We start from the raw sequence: 14,965 nt of genomic DNA, 5'->3' as shown, positions 1-14,965 counted from the left end.
CATATCGCTACAACTGGGCAAAAGTAACTTACTAACTGATAAATTTTATGACATTGCTACTGGCCGGAGACATAGGCGGAACAAAAACTATTTTGCGTTTGGTGGAACTTTCGGAAACACTAGAGTTAAAAACTCTGTATGAGGAAAGTTTCCGCAGTGGAGATTTTCCTGATTTAGTTCCTATAGTGCAAAAGTTTTTGAGTACAGCTAATTCTAGCACACCAGAAAAGGCTTGTTTTGCGATCGCTGGACCAGTAGTAGAAAACACCGCCAAGTTGACCAATTTAGCCTGGTTTCTCGATACAAATCGGTTAACTCAAGAATTGGGTATTTTGTCAATTTCCCTAATTAATGACTTTGCGGCTGTTGGTTATGGCATTTTTGGGTTAACAAAACAGGATTTACTAACTTTACAAGTTGGTAAATATCAACCAGCAGCACCAATGGCTGTAATCGGTGCAGGAACTGGATTAGGCCAGGGATTTTTGATTAAACAGGAAAATCAATATCAAGTCTTTCCTTCCGAGGGTGGACACGCAGATTTTGCCCCCCGGAATGAGTTAGAATTTCAACTGTTGAAATATCTGGTAGATAAACATAATATTCAACGAGTTTCTGTAGAAAGAGTGGTTTCCGGGTTAGGAATTACCTCCATTTACCAATTTTTACGAGATAGGAAAATAGCCACCGAATCACCAGAAATTGCCCAAGCAGTCAGAACTTGGGAACAAGAAGCCGGAAAAGCCGAAAAAACCATTGATCCTGGGGCATTTATTGGGAGTGCGGCGCTGGAAAAAAGCGATCGCCTTTCCGAACAAACCATGCAATTATTTGTAGAAGCCTACGGTGCAGAAGCCGGCAATCTAGCCCTCAAACTCCTACCCTATGGCGGATTATACATTGCCGGTGGTATCGCTCCCAAAATCCTCCCTTTAATGCAAAATGGTAGTTTCCTCACGAATTTTACCCAAAAAGGGAGAATGGGTTCTTTACTGGAAGAAATACCCGTGCATATAATTCTTAATCAACAAGTTGGATTAATTGGTGCAGCTTTGTCTGCCTCTAGGTTATAAATAGCAAGAACAGTGAAATATTCAGGAGTACCAAAAGATGATAATCACTGAAGTGTCAACCCAATTACTAACTAACACTTGGATAACAGCAACTTGGGATGAATATATTCAAGTTACTGAAAATTATGCCCATCAAAAAGCCAAAGGCTATTATCACAATGGAAAAATGAGGATAGAAATGCCACCAATCGGAAATGATCATGCCAGCGACCATAGTATTATTATTTTTGCTGTTAATCTATTTGCGACTATGAAGGGAATTAAGTTTAATAGCAAAGATAATTGTACATACAGAAAAATAGGATTTCAAGAAGTCCAACCAGATGTTTCTTATTACATTGCTGAAAAAGCAAATGCTATTCCCTATGGAACTTCCATTGTTAATTTAGATATTTATCCCATACCAGATTTAGTAATTGAAGTTGCGAGTAGTTCCCTAGCTGATGATCAAGGGGAAAAACGCCTGATGTATGAAGATTTAGGTGTAGCCGAATATTGGGTACTCGATGTGCAGAATGTCCAGGTTATCCCTTTTATGATTGAAAATGGTGGCAGTAAAAGAATTGGTGAATCTCAAGTATTACCAGGGTTACAAATTTCTCTACTAAATGAAGCATTAAGAAAAACTCGACAAATGGATCATAGTCAAGTTTGTGCTTGGTTGTTAAGCCAATTTCAGCACATCTAAATAAAAACTATAGGTAGGGTGGGCAATGTTTACCATACACTACTGAGAATTTTTCAAAGATAATGTATAATTCCTAGATATTTTATGTTTGAATAGAGAATAAATATTTTTTTAATTATGGCAGGACATAGTAAATGGGCAAATATTAAACGTCAGAAAGCCGTAGTAGATGCCAGAAGGGGAAGTATATTTACCCAACTATCACGGGCAATAATTGTTGCGGCAAGAAATGGTATACCAGATCCAGCAGGTAATTTTCAACTCCGCACAGCCATTGATAAAGCCAAAGCTGCGGGCATTCCTAATGATAATATTGATAGGGCAGTAGCTAAAGGTGCAGGTACTTTCAGTGATAACAACATCCTCGAAGAAATTCGCTATGAAGGTTATGGTCCTGGTGGTGTCGCAATTTTAATTGAAGCCCTCACAGATAACCGAAATCGGACTGCGGCGGATTTGCGCGTCTCTTTTAGCAAAAATGGCGGAAACTTGGGAGAAACAGGTTGTGTAAGTTGGATGTTTTCCCAAAAAGGAGTTTGTGTAGTTGAGGGTGTAATTGATGAAGAACAGCTTTTAGAAGCTTCCTTAGAAGGAAATGCCCAGTCTTATGAAATGATTGCCGAGGAAACAGTTGAGGTATTTACAGCCATAGGGAATTTAGAGAAACTCAGTCAAACATTACAAACAAAAGGTTTTAAAGTCACAGATATAGAATTACGTTGGCTTCCTGGTAATCAGGTAGAAGTTACAGATGTAGATCAGGCTAAATCTCTTCTTAAATTAATTGATACACTAGAAGGGTTAGATGATGTTCAAAATGTGACAGCTAATTTTGACATGGCTGATGGTTTAATGGAATTAATGATGAATTAGGGCTAAACCATTAAATTTCTTGACACTCTCCGGTCTAAAGACGCGGAGATTCTATAGAGAGTTTCAGTCTATATCCCTCAGTTATCCCAGTTTCAGGCAGGGTTCCTTAAATATTTGGGTTCTTGCCCTGATTTCGTTTGCCCTGGCGGGCGAAATCATATCTGACAAGCGTAACTTTCCGAGAGTCCCTCGGTAGCTTTTTATGTCTTTAGTGACAATTTAATTCTATCACGAATATGGATGAAAATTTGAAATAATTTCAAATTTTCAAATTAACGTCAATGCAGGATAAAGGAAAGCCTCTAGCCTTCAGCCCTTGTCTAAAGCCCAAATGTGGCTGACTCAGGAAGCCACATTTTCAAGGGTTTTCGGCGTTCTTCCTTATAAAAAAGGCTTGGCGATTTACCAAGCCCATATATACCAAGTGTTTACCATAGTTGGTTAATTTACCGGAATTAATACTGAAAATCATCTATCTATGGTATGTGTATCAATTAAAAAATCAAGCACTTTTTACGTTCTCCGTCGTTCTTTCTTCTGACCGAAAAGACGGGATACAAGACCAATATATAATTAATTTAAGTAAGTAGACGAAAATAAATCAAAGTAGATTAAGTAATGTAAAAAATCTGGAGATGATTTCGTAGTAAGGGCTTCAGCCCTCAAATGAGGAATAAATTCCTCACTACAAACTTTGAATTATTCAAGCCGTTCTACTTACAGTCCAATTATAGCATTAACGATGAAAGCCAGATATCAATTCCGTTTCTACCCGACAGACCAACAGCAAAAGCTTTTAGCTCAATTGTTTGGTTGTGTTCGCGTGGTTTGGAATGATGCACTGGCTAGTTGCAAACAAGTAGAAAAATTACCAAGTAGAATTCGAGGATTTATATTTTTTCCAAATCCCAATACCAAACAGAAGAGTGCTACCTACAATAGGCAGGGCATCTGTTTCCCACGGGACAGCGACAGGGGGACGATCAACAAATACGCTAAGTACAGGCGGTCCATCGCTATTACTGGAAGTCGCTGCTCGAAAACCAAAGATATCATTAATATTGACATTGACAGAAACGGGTGAAGTACTGAAGTCTCCATCTTTGATAGCCAATGGTGTATAATTTCCATTCAGAAGATACCCTGCTGAGTCAAATCCAGGAGTGTCCAAGGTAGAATAGCCCCAGTTAAAGCTAATGTTACCCGCTCTGGCTGAATTAATGGAAATCGTCCAATCTGTAGTACCTGGTAAGTTGCTTCCGTTATTACCCCCAGTAAGAATAATTGTACCCGATGAGACATCAGTATCCACTGATCCGTCAGCCTCAGTGTTGGTCAACGTCCAGTTACTCGGTGCAAAAGCTCCTGTCAAGTTAATAGCTGTTGCTTGACTAGGAAACATGGACATAATCCCCAGAGACGCAGAAGTGGCTAGACCCAGGGTAAGAATCGGACGATAGTTGGCGAAGTCGATTTTATTGTGCATATTCATTATAAAAAGAGTTTAAGAGTCTTCATTTACGATGAGTTTAGATAAAATAGCTCTGAGATGCCAAAGACCCAGAGGGTAAGGTTCCAACTATTCCTGTTACTTCAATGAAAAGATCGTTCCCTGAATTATAGTCAGGACTGCTATCGTTGACAGCAAGATAGGTTCGTCTTGTGGAGGCAGTTGCCCCAAAGCTAAAGAACACGGCCTGATTAACGGCTAATGCCTGCGCTCCAACAACCGTTGGATCGGCATCAGCATAGGCAGCAATAACAGCAGCCGTTAAATTGAGGGCGGAGATATTGCCCGCGTTGAAGGTGGCGGTGGGAACATTCGCTAAGTCTATGCGATCGCCTTCACTGGGATTAAAACTGCGAATGCGATCTGGATTAGCAAACAGTGAGTCGGTGAAGTTGTTGTAGACAAAAATATCCTTGCCCGAACCACCAGTCAGGACATCCTTGCCCGGTCCACCATTAAGGGTGTCATCGCCCGCACCACCATTTAGGTTATCGTCGCCGCCTTCCCCATTGATAATGTCATTGCCATCACCGCCTGTAAAAACATCATTACTACTAGTACCTGCGAATATGGGAACTAAATTTAAATCATCATTCAAGATGTTGATAGTGCTTTGACTGGTGGTGAAAATGGCTCCGTAAGGATTAGTCAGGTTTACCAAGAAACTTTCATCAGATTCTATATTTGTATCACCCAAAATGGGGATATCTAGAGTCAGAGCAGTGGTACCTGGAAGAAAAGTTAATGTGCCACTGGTCGCAGTATAATCTGAACCTCAGATCAGTACCATCCTGGGTGGCATAATCTACGGTCACAGTCCTTTGACTGGAAGTCGATAATTGCACAAATAAGCGTACGCTTGAGCTATCTTTATCTCCCTCTGCTATAGAAGAACTACTGATACTGAACTTCGGCGAGAATAGGTTAGCCGCATTGTTCAGAAATGCTATATCTTTGGTTAGGGCATAGTCTAAGGCAGCAGCATTTAAGGCGGCATCAGGTAAACCCAGTTTGATACCAATATCTTTAGCGTCTTGTACATCTTTTGGAGATAAGTCGCTTAGTGTAATTTTAGAAGGATTTCCCTGGAAGGGTGGAGGCGTTGTAAACAGAGATTCACTCTCAAGAACTCGCCAGCTTTCAGCCCATACTCCATGTATTTGTTCCCAAGTTGGATTGGAGCTTAATAGAGTCCCACTACGCAGAGTAAATTCATTGGAAATGATACCATCTGCATTCCCCAAAAACCCTTGAAGCAAGCCAGCTCGGCCATTAGAGGGAAGTACATTAATATCAACATAGCTTTCATTGTCCGAGGCAATTAGTTGGTCATCATCACCAGTAGAGAGAATCCCAGGGGAAACGCATCTAATTTTTTTTGACAAAATGTAACTTCTATGAATAGATAAAAAGGGCAGTATTACCATGTTAATATCAAGCCAATAAATGAGTATGAAGAAAATTTGATGGTAAATTCGTTTCTATAAGAATCAATAAAATGAGTTGAAGTGGTATTCTCAATAAAACTAAAGAGACAAAATTCACAAAATGAAGCTACCACCAAAAATCACAATAGTAGATCACTTTAAAGATTTAGAAGATAAAAGAGTTGAGAGAACAAAAAGGCATAAATTAATAGATATAGTAACCATTGCGATTTGTGCAGTGATCTGTGGAGTAGATAGTTGGGTATTGATGGAGGCTTATGGAAAAAAGAAAGAAAAATGGCTAAAACAATTTTTAGAACTTCCAAACGGGATTCCATCTCATGATACATTCGCCAGAGTATTTGCGAGAATAGATCCGCAACAATTTCAGAATTGTTTTTTGAGTTGGATAAAATCTATCAATAAAATTACAGAAGGAGAAGTCATAGCAATAGATGGGAAAACATTAAGGCATTCATATGATAAAGGAAAGGATAAAGGTGCGATTCACATGGTAAGTGCATGGGCAACTAGTAATAAATTAGTATTAGGACAATGTAAAGTAGAAGAAAAGTCAAATGAAATAACAGCCATACCGGAATTAATTAAAGTATTAGATATAGCCGGATGTTTAGTAACGATTGATGCGATGGGGTGTCAAAAAGAGATAGTAAAATCAATTGCAGAAAAATCAGGCGAATATATTATCGCACTCAAAAAGAATCAAGGTAATTTATATAAGAATGTAGGAGAAATCTTCAAAGAAGCTATATCTAAAGGGTTTGAGGGATTCAAATATAGTGAATTTCATACAAAAGAAGACAAACATGGAAGAGAAGAGATTCGTCATTATCTCATGTTATCAGACATAGAAGAAAGAATAGATACTGATAAGAAATGGGTAAATCTTCAAAGTGTAGGAATGGTAGAATATATACGAAAAGTTAATGGAAAAACGAAGGTTGAGACAGGCTATTATATAAGTAGTTTGACAAATAATGCGAAATTACTAGGAGAATCAGTCCGCACTCATTGGGGTATAGAGAATTCATTACACTGGGTTTTAGATGTAGCTTTTAGAGAAGATGATTGTCGGATAAGAAAGGATAATGCACCACAAAACTTTGCAGTTATTCGTCATATAGCAGTTAATCTTTTAGGAAAAGAAAAAAGCCAAAAACTAGGAACTAAAAGTAAGCAGTTTTGTGCAGGATGGGATGATGAATATTTAGAGAAGATTTTAGAATGTATCTGATAAAAATCAGAAAATATAGACAAATATAAATATAACCAATTTATTTTTCTGTTGATTCTACAATAGAATCTATATTTTTGATGCCAAAAAATATAGATATTAATATATAGAACTGAACAAAATAAATCCATCATTAAAAATAAATAATTACTCTAAATTTATGAAATTTTTATAATTTTAATAAAGGAATTTATCAGATTTTGAATGAAGTTAGATATTTTCCCATATTGATGCACTAATATAGTATTCTGTCAAGATAATTTAGATGCGTTTCCCCTGCTTAAAACCATGTGTTAAGTCTTTTCTATGATCTTTAATTCGTTGTAAATCCTTACCATTTCCAGTTTTTCTAGCATTAGTCTTATATGAAAATCCATACATTTCGGCTATATCTTTGATTCTTTGTCCATCAATATTTCCTGAAAATAATCTATCTCTATTAAAAGTAGCTGATATGATATCAACCGAAATATTTTGAACTGTAACTAAAATATCTTTAGTAGATTTATTATCTTTATCTTTTAGATTATCAATAACAATCTTTTTAATTTCGTCTCTTACATCATCGAAAGAAATATTTTTAGTTTTTAATTCATCAAATATTGTTTCAATTGCATTACGCATTGTAGATTCAACTAGATTATATAGTAACAAAAATCCTGTTGCTTTAAGAGTTTTTTCTAAATCATTGTTTATCGGTTTGATTTTTGTATTGTTTGTATTACCCATACTTAATTGAATTGAACCTTGCTCTAAATTTTTCAAGAATATAAAATATCGTCTTACTTCTTGAGCGCGTTTATCAAAATCTTCAAATAATGTACTTCTCATGAATTACCTAAAAGCTGATCACGAACATAATAAATACGATTAATTACTTTGTTTTTAGAACTACTCGCATTAGAATTGGTATAATCTTTAAATTCTTTAGAGTTTAAAAACTCAATTGAATTGGGAACTATATCTGGATTTATTCTTAACGCTAAAGCAATACCTACAGTAATTGATTCAAACTTAATTCTAGTTGTAGGTTCATAGGATTTTTTTATTTTGATATAGGTATGTAAAGCATCAGAAAAATACTTTTGAACAAAATTTAACATTAAATAAAATTCATTTTTAGCTGCATTAATATCTAATGTTTCAGACTTATTCTCTTGCTCTAAATAATCATCCAAAAATTTATGAATATCACTTTTCCCAGGATAATTTTCATAATTATTCAGAAATGCAAAAAACCGGAGAACAAATTCTTGGGGATCTCTCTTATTTATCTGAGTTGGAGTAAAAGAACATAAATCTCGAAATTGTTGATATTTTGATAACTCTTCGATTATATCCAAAAACTTTCCTGGTCGAGATCCTCTGCGTTTCTCCATTTCATTCAATTGAACACTACCAGTATTAAGTCTCTCAAAAATATCCCTTCTAATTTCTTCACCTGAATGTTCGGTTAATTGAATCATTCTCATGGTAGTTCTGTTAAAACGTCTTTGACGTGGTAGCGGTAAATCTTGAAAAGTAAACCCATTGAGGCTTTCTAATTTATTTAGATTTTGTAATCTAAGCTCATTGTTAATGAACTTAGCTAAAGTCCGAATACGTTGTGTACCATCTATAATTTCTAATCGTGCTAAATCTTCTGTACTTGATATATCCGCAACAAAAATATAAGGGATTGGTAAACCTAACATCACAGATTCAATGAATTTTGATTGTCTATCTTCATCCCAAGCTATTTCTCGTTGATAATCTGGAATAAACAATTCATTTTCATCTTCCTTCTCCCCATCTAAATATTTTTGCACAATTACTTCGATAGGATATTCTAAGGTGTTGTAGTCAACACGCTTTGTTTTGTCACGAATTTCCGCTTCAGCATTTTCTTTGCGTTGATCTGTAATTTCTAGTTGATTTACCATAGTTGACAATCTTTTTCGTTAACGTTTAAAATTAGAGATTTGTTGATTAAATGAGTTAGTATAACTACATTTTATCACTTTATCACTGAAATAGCTTAATTTAGATAGAGTAAAAAATCTTAACAATTAGATTAAATATAAACTTCTTAAAATCAAGGTGAGTCATCAAGACTCACCCCAATTACATTATACCAAAGCCGCCTGTTCCTCCTTACTAATCACCCTCCCTTCATTCTCAAAACCGGCAATTTGATCAAAGTTCAAATAGCGATACAAATCATCAGCAAAAGGATGAATTCTTTCTGCCACAATATCCAAATATTCCTGCACATTAGGAAGCCTTCCCAATAATGCACAAACCGCTGCTAATTCCGCCGAACCTAAATACACTTGAGCGCCTTTACCCATGCGATTATTGAAGTTACGAGTCGAGGTAGAAAACACAGTTGTATTATCATCAACTCGCGCCTGATTTCCCATACATAAACTGCATCCTGGTATCTCAGTTCTCGCCTTTGCAGCCACGAAAACATCATACACACCTTCCGCCTTTAATTGGTGTTCATCCATTCTTGTAGGAGGTGCAATCCACAACCGCGCTTTTACATCTCCTGCACCTTCTAAAACCTTCGCAGTTGCTCGATAATGGCCGATATTTGTCATACAAGAACCCACAAAAACTTCTTGTACAGGATCATTGGCAACTGCCGATAATAACTTAACATTATCTGGGTCATTGGGAGCAGCAACAATTGGTTCTGTGATTTGGCTTAAATCAATTTCAATTATTTCTGCATATTCGGCATCAGCGTCAGCAGATAATAATACTGGATGATCTAACCATTCTTGCATTTTTGCCACCCGGCGCATAATAGTTCTGGCATCACTATAACCCCGGGCTACCATATTAGTTAAAAGGGCAATATTGGAACGTAAATATTCCGCAATTGTTTCTTCGCTTAATTTAATTGTACAACCAGCACAAGAACGTTCTGCGGAAGCGTCGGTTAATTCAAAAGCTTGTTCAACTTTCAAATTTGGTAAACCTTCAATTTCCAAAATCTTGCCAGAGAAAACATTTTTCTTGTTCTGCTTCTCGACAGTTAACAAACCTTTTTGCATAGCCACATAAGGAATGGCATTGACAACATCCCTCAGCGTTATTCCTGGTTGTAATTCCCCTGTAAATCTGACCAAAACTGATTCTGGCATATCCAAAGGCATGACACCCAAAGCACCAGCAAACGCTACTAAACCCGAACCCGCAGGAAAGGATATACCCAAGGGGAAGCGAGTATGGGAATCTCCTCCTGTTCCTACGGTGTCGGGTAATAACATCCGGTTTAGCCAAGAATGAATGATACCATCACCAGGACGCAACGCCACACCACCACGGGAGGAGATAAAGTCGGGTAATTCTTGGTGGGTTTTAATATCCACAGGTTTGGGATATGCGGCTGTATGACAGAAACTTTGCATTACTAAGTCTGCACTGAAACCTAAACAAGCGAGTTCTTTCAATTCGTCTCTGGTCATTGGGCCTGTAGTGTCCTGAGAACCCACTGTAGTCATGATTGGTTCGCAAGATGTCCCCGGACGTACTCCAGGCAAACCAGCGGCTTTCCCGACCATTTTCTGCGCCAATGTGTAGCCTTTGCCGGTGTCCACTGGGGCTTGGGGACGGATAAATAATGTGCTGGGCGCTAAACCCAATGCTAGACGGGTTTTATCGGTGAGGGTACGTCCAATTAGTAGGGGAATGCGTCCACCTGCGCGAACTTCGTCTAAAATGGTGTCAGGTTTGAGGCTGAAGGTGGAAATTACTTCTCCTGCGGCGTTGAGAACAGTTCCTTTGTAGGGATAAATGGTAATTACGTCACCGGTTGCCATTTTGCTGACATCGCATTGAATGGGTAATGCACCGGCATCTTCGGCTGTGTTAAAAAAGATGGGAGCGATCGCACTTCCTAAAATATAACCTCCCGCCCGTTTGTTTGGCACAAAGGGAATATCATTGCCCAAATGCCATAATACAGAATTGATTGCAGACTTGCGAGAAGAACCTGTACCCACGACATCACCAACGTAAGCAACGGGAAATCCTTTTTTCTTTAACTCTGCAATGGTTTCTAAACTTCCCGGTTGACGAGTTTCCAACATCGCCAAAGCGTGTAAAGGAATATCTGGTCTGGTTGTAGCGTGGGTTGCGGGTGATAAGTCGTCGGTGTTGGTTTCTCCGGGAACTTTGAAAACCGTAACGGTGATAAATTCTGGTAATGTGGGACGCAACGTAAACCATTCTGCTTCTGCCCAAGAGTTTACCACTTGTTTGGCGTAGGGGTTGGTTTTGGACAATTCCAAAACATCATGGAAAGCATCATACACCAACATAATTTTGCTGAGGGCGTTGGCTGCATAAGCGGCGATTTGTTCTCTTCCTTCTCCTCCCATTACCAAGGGTGTTTCTGAAGAAGTTGATACAGAGGTGCTGGAAACTTGGAGTAAATCAATTAAGGATTGAACATTGTAACCACCAATCATAGTTCCCAGTAATTCTACTGCATCAACTGGAGAAACTAAGGGGCTGGTAATTTCTCCTTTAGCAATCGCAGTCAGAAATCCAGCTTTTACATAAGCAGCTTGATCTACTCCAGGGGGAATGCGATCGCGTAATAAATTTAATAATAACTCTTCTTCGCCTGTGGGTGGATTTTTCAGTAATTCACACAATGCTGATGTTTGTTGTGCGTCTAATGGTAAGGGAGGAATACCCAGTTGAGCGCGTTCGGCAACCTGTTGACGATATTCTTGTAGCATGGTTTAGATTGTGATCCTGTAATGTCTTGCTTTCTTTATTTTATTGTAAGGGAATTGTTACAGGAGTTACTGGTAAACGAATTTGTCAGAAATAGACAGTTTATAGTTTATGATCAGATTATTAAAATTTTTCTGAATTTAATTTTTATGTCAGCTAGGGATACTTACCATGAAGCAATTAAAAATGCCTTGATTAAAGATGGTTGGATGATTATTCGTGATCCTTATACTATTAAATATGAGGAGATACAATTATTTGCTGATTTATTAGCTGATAGAACTTTAGAAATTGAACGCAATGGACAACAAATTATTGTAGAAATTAAAAGTTTTATTGGTCGTTCCCCCATGCGTGAATTTGAAACAGCTTTAGGGCAATATATTATTTATCGTACCTTGTTAAAAGTTATTCTTCCTAAAGTAACAATTTATTTAGGGGTAAGTCGCAGTATTTATCAATCTTTTTTTCTGCAAAAAGCGATTTCGTTCATCATGGAAGAAAATGACTTAAAGTTAATAGTTGTTGATTTGAATAAGGAGGAGATAATTCAATGGATAAATTAAATCAATATCGCAATGTGATCCAGAAAATTCTGAATGAATATGAGCAATTAGCATCACAAACGCCTAATCCTGATGGTGTTGATAGTATTCTAGCTTTTGATGAACAAAGAGATCAATATCTTTGGTTTCAAACAGGTTGGCATAATGATCACAAAGTTAGAGGTATTACTGTTTATGTCAGAATTAAAAATGAGAAAATTTACATTGAAGAAGATTGGACTGAGGAAGGTATTGCAACTGAGTTATTAAGGGAAGGTGTACCACAAGAGGATATTGTTTTAGCTTTTCATGATCCTGAAACTCGCAAGTTTACAGAGTTTGCAGTCGCTTAGGTTGAATATTTGGGTTATAATAGTTAAACACAATATTTTTGATAATCAAAAGGAGTTGTGAATAATGAAAAAACCTGATAATTGGGATAGCCTGATAGATTCATTTAGTGATTGTAATTGTCCCTATGCTTATATAGTAGGTTATTATCTTTCAAGATTTGATAAAGATAGTTATCAGAGATTAGGACTTGGTAACAAAGGGGAAACACATCAGAAAATTGGTTCTATGCTTGAAATTTCATCTAATACACTTAAAAATTTTAGAGATGCTTTTGATCCTTATCATGAAAACAGTCGTAAAGGTTGGTGGCAAAGAGATTTATGGCGTGTTGAAAAAGAAATTTATGATGGATTTAAAGCATATCCTGAAGAAGAAATATATGATTTAGTTTGTAATATTTTAAATAATCCAAAACTAGATTTTGAATACTTTTTCGATTCTGTTAGTGTAATAGATGATATCCTATTATTTCCTGATGAAGTAAGAGAAACAGAAGAAACTCAAACCTTAAAAGAAGGGTTTATTCGTCAAGTAACAGTTAATGCTTATGAAAGAAGTAATCAAGCTCGAAAACAATGTATTGAATATTATGGCATAACTTGTTATGTTTGTGGGTTTAACTTTGAAAAAGTTTATGGTGAAATTGGTCAAGGTTTTATTCATGTTCATCATTTAATTCCTTTATCGGAAATTAATCAAGAATACGAAGTTGATCCAATTAAAGATTTACGTCCAGTATGTCCTAATTGTCATGGGATGATACATCGGAAAAATCCACCATATACTATAGAACAACTTAAAAATATACTTCAATAGCTGGGTGTTAGCTTACCGTAGGTATCGCTTAATCTTTCATCCTCAAAAATAACTCCATCCTGTAAATCCTTAAATCCTGGATATCCTGATTCTGACAATAAGAATTATGTTTTAGATCAAAATCAAAAACCAATTGCTGTACAAATTCCTATGACTGAATTTGAACAAATAGAGGAAATTTTATAAAATTATGGATTAACAAAACTAATGGAAGAAGTAGAAACTGATGAAATTTTATCTAAACATGAAGCTTTAAAATATTTAGAATTACTGAAAAATAACCATGTGGAAAGTTGAATCAACAAGAGCGGAAGATCCCCGACTTCTCCTTTAGTGATATCAATAAGTGATGAATCAATCGTAGAAATCGGGGAGCTAATCCTTACACTAAAAATTATTTATGCCTTGTTTTATGCCATTGCCAAGCGTGAGAAACGATATCCTTAATACCTGGATATTGAGGTTGCCAATTCAAGATTTTTCTGGCTTTTTCACTTGTACCAATTAAGGCTGGAGGATCTCCAATCCGGCGATCGCATTCCTGCACTGATATTACCATACCTGTGACATCTTCCGCCGCAGCAATCACTTCTCGAACTGAAAAACCGTTACCATTTCCTAAGTTAAAAACTTCGCTTTCACCACCATTTAATAAATATTCTAACCCCAAAATATGGGCATCTGCTAAATCATTTACATGAATATAATCCCGAATACAAGTACCATCAGGAGTAGGATAATCAGTTCCGAAAATACTAATAGCTTCTCGTTTACCTAATGCTGTTTGTAATACTAAAGGGATTAAATGGGTTTCGGGATGATGATCTTCTCCTAATAATCCTTGGGGGTTAGCACCAGCAGCATTAAAATAGCGGAAACGCACTGATTTAAAATTGTATGCCACATCAAAATCAGTTAATATCCTTTCTACCATTAATTTAGTTGCCCCATAGGGATTAATGGGATTTTGGGGATGATCTTCTGTAATCGGAATAAAATTCGGTACACCATAGGTGGCACAGGTAGAAGAAAAGACAAAATTCTTAATAGAAGCTGCTAACATTGATTCTAATAGTGTCAGCGTTCCTAAAACATTGTTACGGTAATATTTAGCGGGATCTGTTACAGATTCACCTACATAAGCATAGGCGGAAAAGTGCATAACTGCGGCAAAATTACGACTCTGAAAAAGATTATCTAATAAAAGGCGATCGCTTGTATCCCCTTCGATCAATTCTACCCGCAAAACCTGTTCTACCAAATCCCGATGTCCATACACCAAGTTATCAAGAATTACCACCTCATAACCGGCTTGCTTGAGGGCTAACACCGTATGAGAACCAATATATCCTGCTCCCCCCGTTACCAAAATACTAGGCTTTCCCGCTGACATAGTTTCTCCTTGATGGTTCTTTGATTATAGAACTTACGCAAGTGTCACACTAAAAATCTGTTGTAGGGTGCGTCAGATATCAAAAATCTGTTTATTTGCAGGATTTATGCAGTCTGACGCACCCTACCAATGTGCCAGTTGCGTAAGTCCTGTATGAATCTAATTTAGCCTAATATTATTTCCTTTTAAAGATGAAATTTATTCTTTGTTGTCCAGAAGTTGCATGAGTAGAGATTCTCCACGCTATAAAATTTATTTAGCACACCTTTATATAAAATTGGTATAATTTTAATG

At 36.9% G+C, this 14,965-nt stretch carries 14 protein-coding genes and 2 pseudogenes; 9 read left to right on the top strand and 7 right to left on the bottom strand.

Annotated features, from left to right (window positions below; translation table 11 throughout):
• Nucleotides 1-47: 47 nt before the first annotated feature.
• The 4 genes and pseudogenes from HGD76_RS14650 to HGD76_RS25900 all read left to right on the top strand — a co-directional run.
• Nucleotides 48-1,073, top strand: a complete 1,026-nt coding sequence (locus HGD76_RS14650; RefSeq protein ID WP_168696224.1) for a glucokinase — start codon at nucleotides 48-50, stop codon at nucleotides 1,071-1,073.
• Between the two features lie 37 nt (nucleotides 1,074-1,110).
• A complete protein-coding gene (locus HGD76_RS14645) occupies nucleotides 1,111-1,761 on the top strand; it encodes a Uma2 family endonuclease (protein ID WP_168633034.1) in 651 nt (216 codons plus the stop codon).
• Between the two features lie 117 nt (nucleotides 1,762-1,878).
• Complete coding sequence (locus HGD76_RS14640; protein ID WP_168696223.1) at nucleotides 1,879-2,634, top strand: YebC/PmpR family DNA-binding transcriptional regulator; 756 nt, start codon at nucleotides 1,879-1,881, stop codon at nucleotides 2,632-2,634.
• A 742-nt stretch (nucleotides 2,635-3,376) separates the two neighbouring features.
• Nucleotides 3,377-3,481, top strand: a pseudogene (locus HGD76_RS25900) (helix-turn-helix domain-containing protein); the annotation flags it as partial.
• Between the two features lie 21 nt (nucleotides 3,482-3,502).
• Here the strand turns inward: HGD76_RS25900 and HGD76_RS14630 are convergent.
• Genes HGD76_RS14630 through HGD76_RS25445 form a run of 3 tightly spaced genes read right to left on the bottom strand, consistent with a single transcriptional unit; the run spans nucleotide 3,503 to nucleotide 5,529 of the window.
• Nucleotides 3,503-4,120 carry a hypothetical protein gene (locus HGD76_RS14630; RefSeq protein WP_210967807.1) on the bottom strand — a complete coding sequence of 206 codons (618 nt, stop codon included), beginning with the start codon at nucleotides 4,118-4,120 and terminating at the stop codon, nucleotides 3,503-3,505.
• A gap of 43 nt (nucleotides 4,121-4,163) precedes the next feature.
• Nucleotides 4,164-4,862 (bottom strand): bluetail domain-containing putative surface protein, encoded by a 699-nt coding sequence (locus HGD76_RS25895; protein WP_407644814.1) that lies wholly within the window; start codon nucleotides 4,860-4,862, stop codon nucleotides 4,164-4,166.
• Nucleotides 4,834-5,529 carry a hypothetical protein gene (locus tag HGD76_RS25445; RefSeq protein ID WP_168696222.1) on the bottom strand — a complete coding sequence of 232 codons (696 nt, stop codon included), beginning with the start codon at nucleotides 5,527-5,529 and terminating at the stop codon, nucleotides 4,834-4,836. The genes HGD76_RS25895 and HGD76_RS25445 overlap by 29 nt, the downstream gene beginning before the upstream one ends.
• A 163-nt stretch (nucleotides 5,530-5,692) precedes the next feature.
• Between HGD76_RS25445 and HGD76_RS14615 the strand changes: the two genes are divergently transcribed.
• Nucleotides 5,693-6,826, top strand: a complete 1,134-nt coding sequence (locus HGD76_RS14615; RefSeq protein WP_168696221.1) for an ISAs1-like element ISAsp2 family transposase — start codon at nucleotides 5,693-5,695, stop codon at nucleotides 6,824-6,826.
• Between the two features lie 261 nt (nucleotides 6,827-7,087).
• Here the strand turns inward: HGD76_RS14615 and HGD76_RS14610 are convergent, their stop codons facing one another.
• The 3 genes from HGD76_RS14610 to acnB all read right to left on the bottom strand — a co-directional run bounded on the left by HGD76_RS14610 (nucleotide 7,088) and on the right by acnB (nucleotide 11,565).
• Nucleotides 7,088-7,657, bottom strand: a complete 570-nt coding sequence (locus HGD76_RS14610) for an MAE_28990/MAE_18760 family HEPN-like nuclease (protein WP_168696220.1) — start codon at nucleotides 7,655-7,657, stop codon at nucleotides 7,088-7,090.
• On the bottom strand, nucleotides 7,654-8,748 hold the full coding sequence (locus tag HGD76_RS14605) for a DUF262 domain-containing protein (RefSeq protein ID WP_168634446.1): 1,095 nt from the start codon (nucleotides 8,746-8,748) through the stop codon (nucleotides 7,654-7,656). Before HGD76_RS14605 ends, HGD76_RS14610 begins: the two co-directional genes overlap by 4 nt.
• A 186-nt stretch (nucleotides 8,749-8,934) precedes the next feature.
• Nucleotides 8,935-11,565 carry a bifunctional aconitate hydratase 2/2-methylisocitrate dehydratase gene (gene acnB, locus HGD76_RS14600; RefSeq protein WP_168696219.1) on the bottom strand — a complete coding sequence of 877 codons (2,631 nt, stop codon included), beginning with the start codon at nucleotides 11,563-11,565 and terminating at the stop codon, nucleotides 8,935-8,937.
• A 147-nt stretch (nucleotides 11,566-11,712) separates the two neighbouring features.
• Between acnB and HGD76_RS14595 the strand changes: the two genes are divergently transcribed.
• The 4 genes and pseudogenes from HGD76_RS14595 to HGD76_RS26390 all read left to right on the top strand — a co-directional run bounded on the left by HGD76_RS14595 (nucleotide 11,713) and on the right by HGD76_RS26390 (nucleotide 13,575).
• Nucleotides 11,713-12,129, top strand: a complete 417-nt coding sequence (locus tag HGD76_RS14595; RefSeq protein ID WP_168696218.1) for a XisH family protein — start codon at nucleotides 11,713-11,715, stop codon at nucleotides 12,127-12,129.
• Nucleotides 12,117-12,461: a XisI protein gene (locus HGD76_RS14590; RefSeq protein ID WP_168696217.1), complete on the top strand. Its 345-nt coding sequence runs from the start codon at nucleotides 12,117-12,119 to the stop codon at nucleotides 12,459-12,461. Before HGD76_RS14595 ends, HGD76_RS14590 begins: the two co-directional genes overlap by 13 nt.
• A 64-nt stretch (nucleotides 12,462-12,525) precedes the next feature.
• Nucleotides 12,526-13,278, top strand: coding sequence for an HNH endonuclease (locus HGD76_RS14585; RefSeq protein WP_168696216.1), 753 nt, complete (start codon nucleotides 12,526-12,528; stop codon nucleotides 13,276-13,278).
• 48 nt (nucleotides 13,279-13,326) lie between these two features.
• Nucleotides 13,327-13,575, top strand: a pseudogene (locus tag HGD76_RS26390) (RelB antitoxin-like protein).
• A gap of 97 nt (nucleotides 13,576-13,672) precedes the next feature.
• On the opposite strand, the gene galE reads toward HGD76_RS26390, so the two are convergent.
• Nucleotides 13,673-14,671 (bottom strand): UDP-glucose 4-epimerase GalE, encoded by a 999-nt coding sequence (gene galE, locus HGD76_RS14575; RefSeq protein WP_168696215.1) that lies wholly within the window; start codon nucleotides 14,669-14,671, stop codon nucleotides 13,673-13,675.
• Nucleotides 14,672-14,965: the final 294 nt, after the last annotated feature.

Source organism: Dolichospermum flos-aquae CCAP 1403/13F, assembly GCF_012516395.1.
Lineage (GTDB): Bacteria > Cyanobacteriota > Cyanobacteriia > Cyanobacteriales > Nostocaceae > Dolichospermum > Dolichospermum lemmermannii.
This window is presented reverse-complemented; position numbering and strand designations above follow the sequence as displayed.

Excerpts from the sequence above, each read along its gene's own strand:
- HGD76_RS14650 (WP_168696224.1), top strand. The coding sequence starts at position 48 with ATGACATTGCTACTGGCCGGAGACATAGGCGGAACAAAAACTATTTTG.
- HGD76_RS14645 (WP_168633034.1), top strand. The coding sequence starts at position 1,111 with ATGATAATCACTGAAGTGTCAACCCAATTACTAACTAACACTTGGATA.
- HGD76_RS14640 (WP_168696223.1), top strand. The coding sequence starts at position 1,879 with ATGGCAGGACATAGTAAATGGGCAAATATTAAACGTCAGAAAGCCGTA.
- HGD76_RS14630 (WP_210967807.1), bottom strand. The coding sequence starts at position 4,120 with ATGCACAATAAAATCGACTTCGCCAACTATCGTCCGATTCTTACCCTG.
- HGD76_RS14615 (WP_168696221.1), top strand. The coding sequence starts at position 5,693 with ATGAAGCTACCACCAAAAATCACAATAGTAGATCACTTTAAAGATTTA.
- HGD76_RS14610 (WP_168696220.1), bottom strand. The coding sequence starts at position 7,657 with ATGAGAAGTACATTATTTGAAGATTTTGATAAACGCGCTCAAGAAGTA.
- HGD76_RS14605 (WP_168634446.1), bottom strand. The coding sequence starts at position 8,748 with ATGGTAAATCAACTAGAAATTACAGATCAACGCAAAGAAAATGCTGAA.
- acnB (WP_168696219.1), bottom strand. The coding sequence starts at position 11,565 with ATGCTACAAGAATATCGTCAACAGGTTGCCGAACGCGCTCAACTGGGT.
- HGD76_RS14595 (WP_168696218.1), top strand. The coding sequence starts at position 11,713 with ATGTCAGCTAGGGATACTTACCATGAAGCAATTAAAAATGCCTTGATT.
- HGD76_RS14590 (WP_168696217.1), top strand. The coding sequence starts at position 12,117 with ATGGATAAATTAAATCAATATCGCAATGTGATCCAGAAAATTCTGAAT.
- HGD76_RS14585 (WP_168696216.1), top strand. The coding sequence starts at position 12,526 with ATGAAAAAACCTGATAATTGGGATAGCCTGATAGATTCATTTAGTGAT.
- galE (WP_168696215.1), bottom strand. The coding sequence starts at position 14,671 with ATGTCAGCGGGAAAGCCTAGTATTTTGGTAACGGGGGGAGCAGGATAT.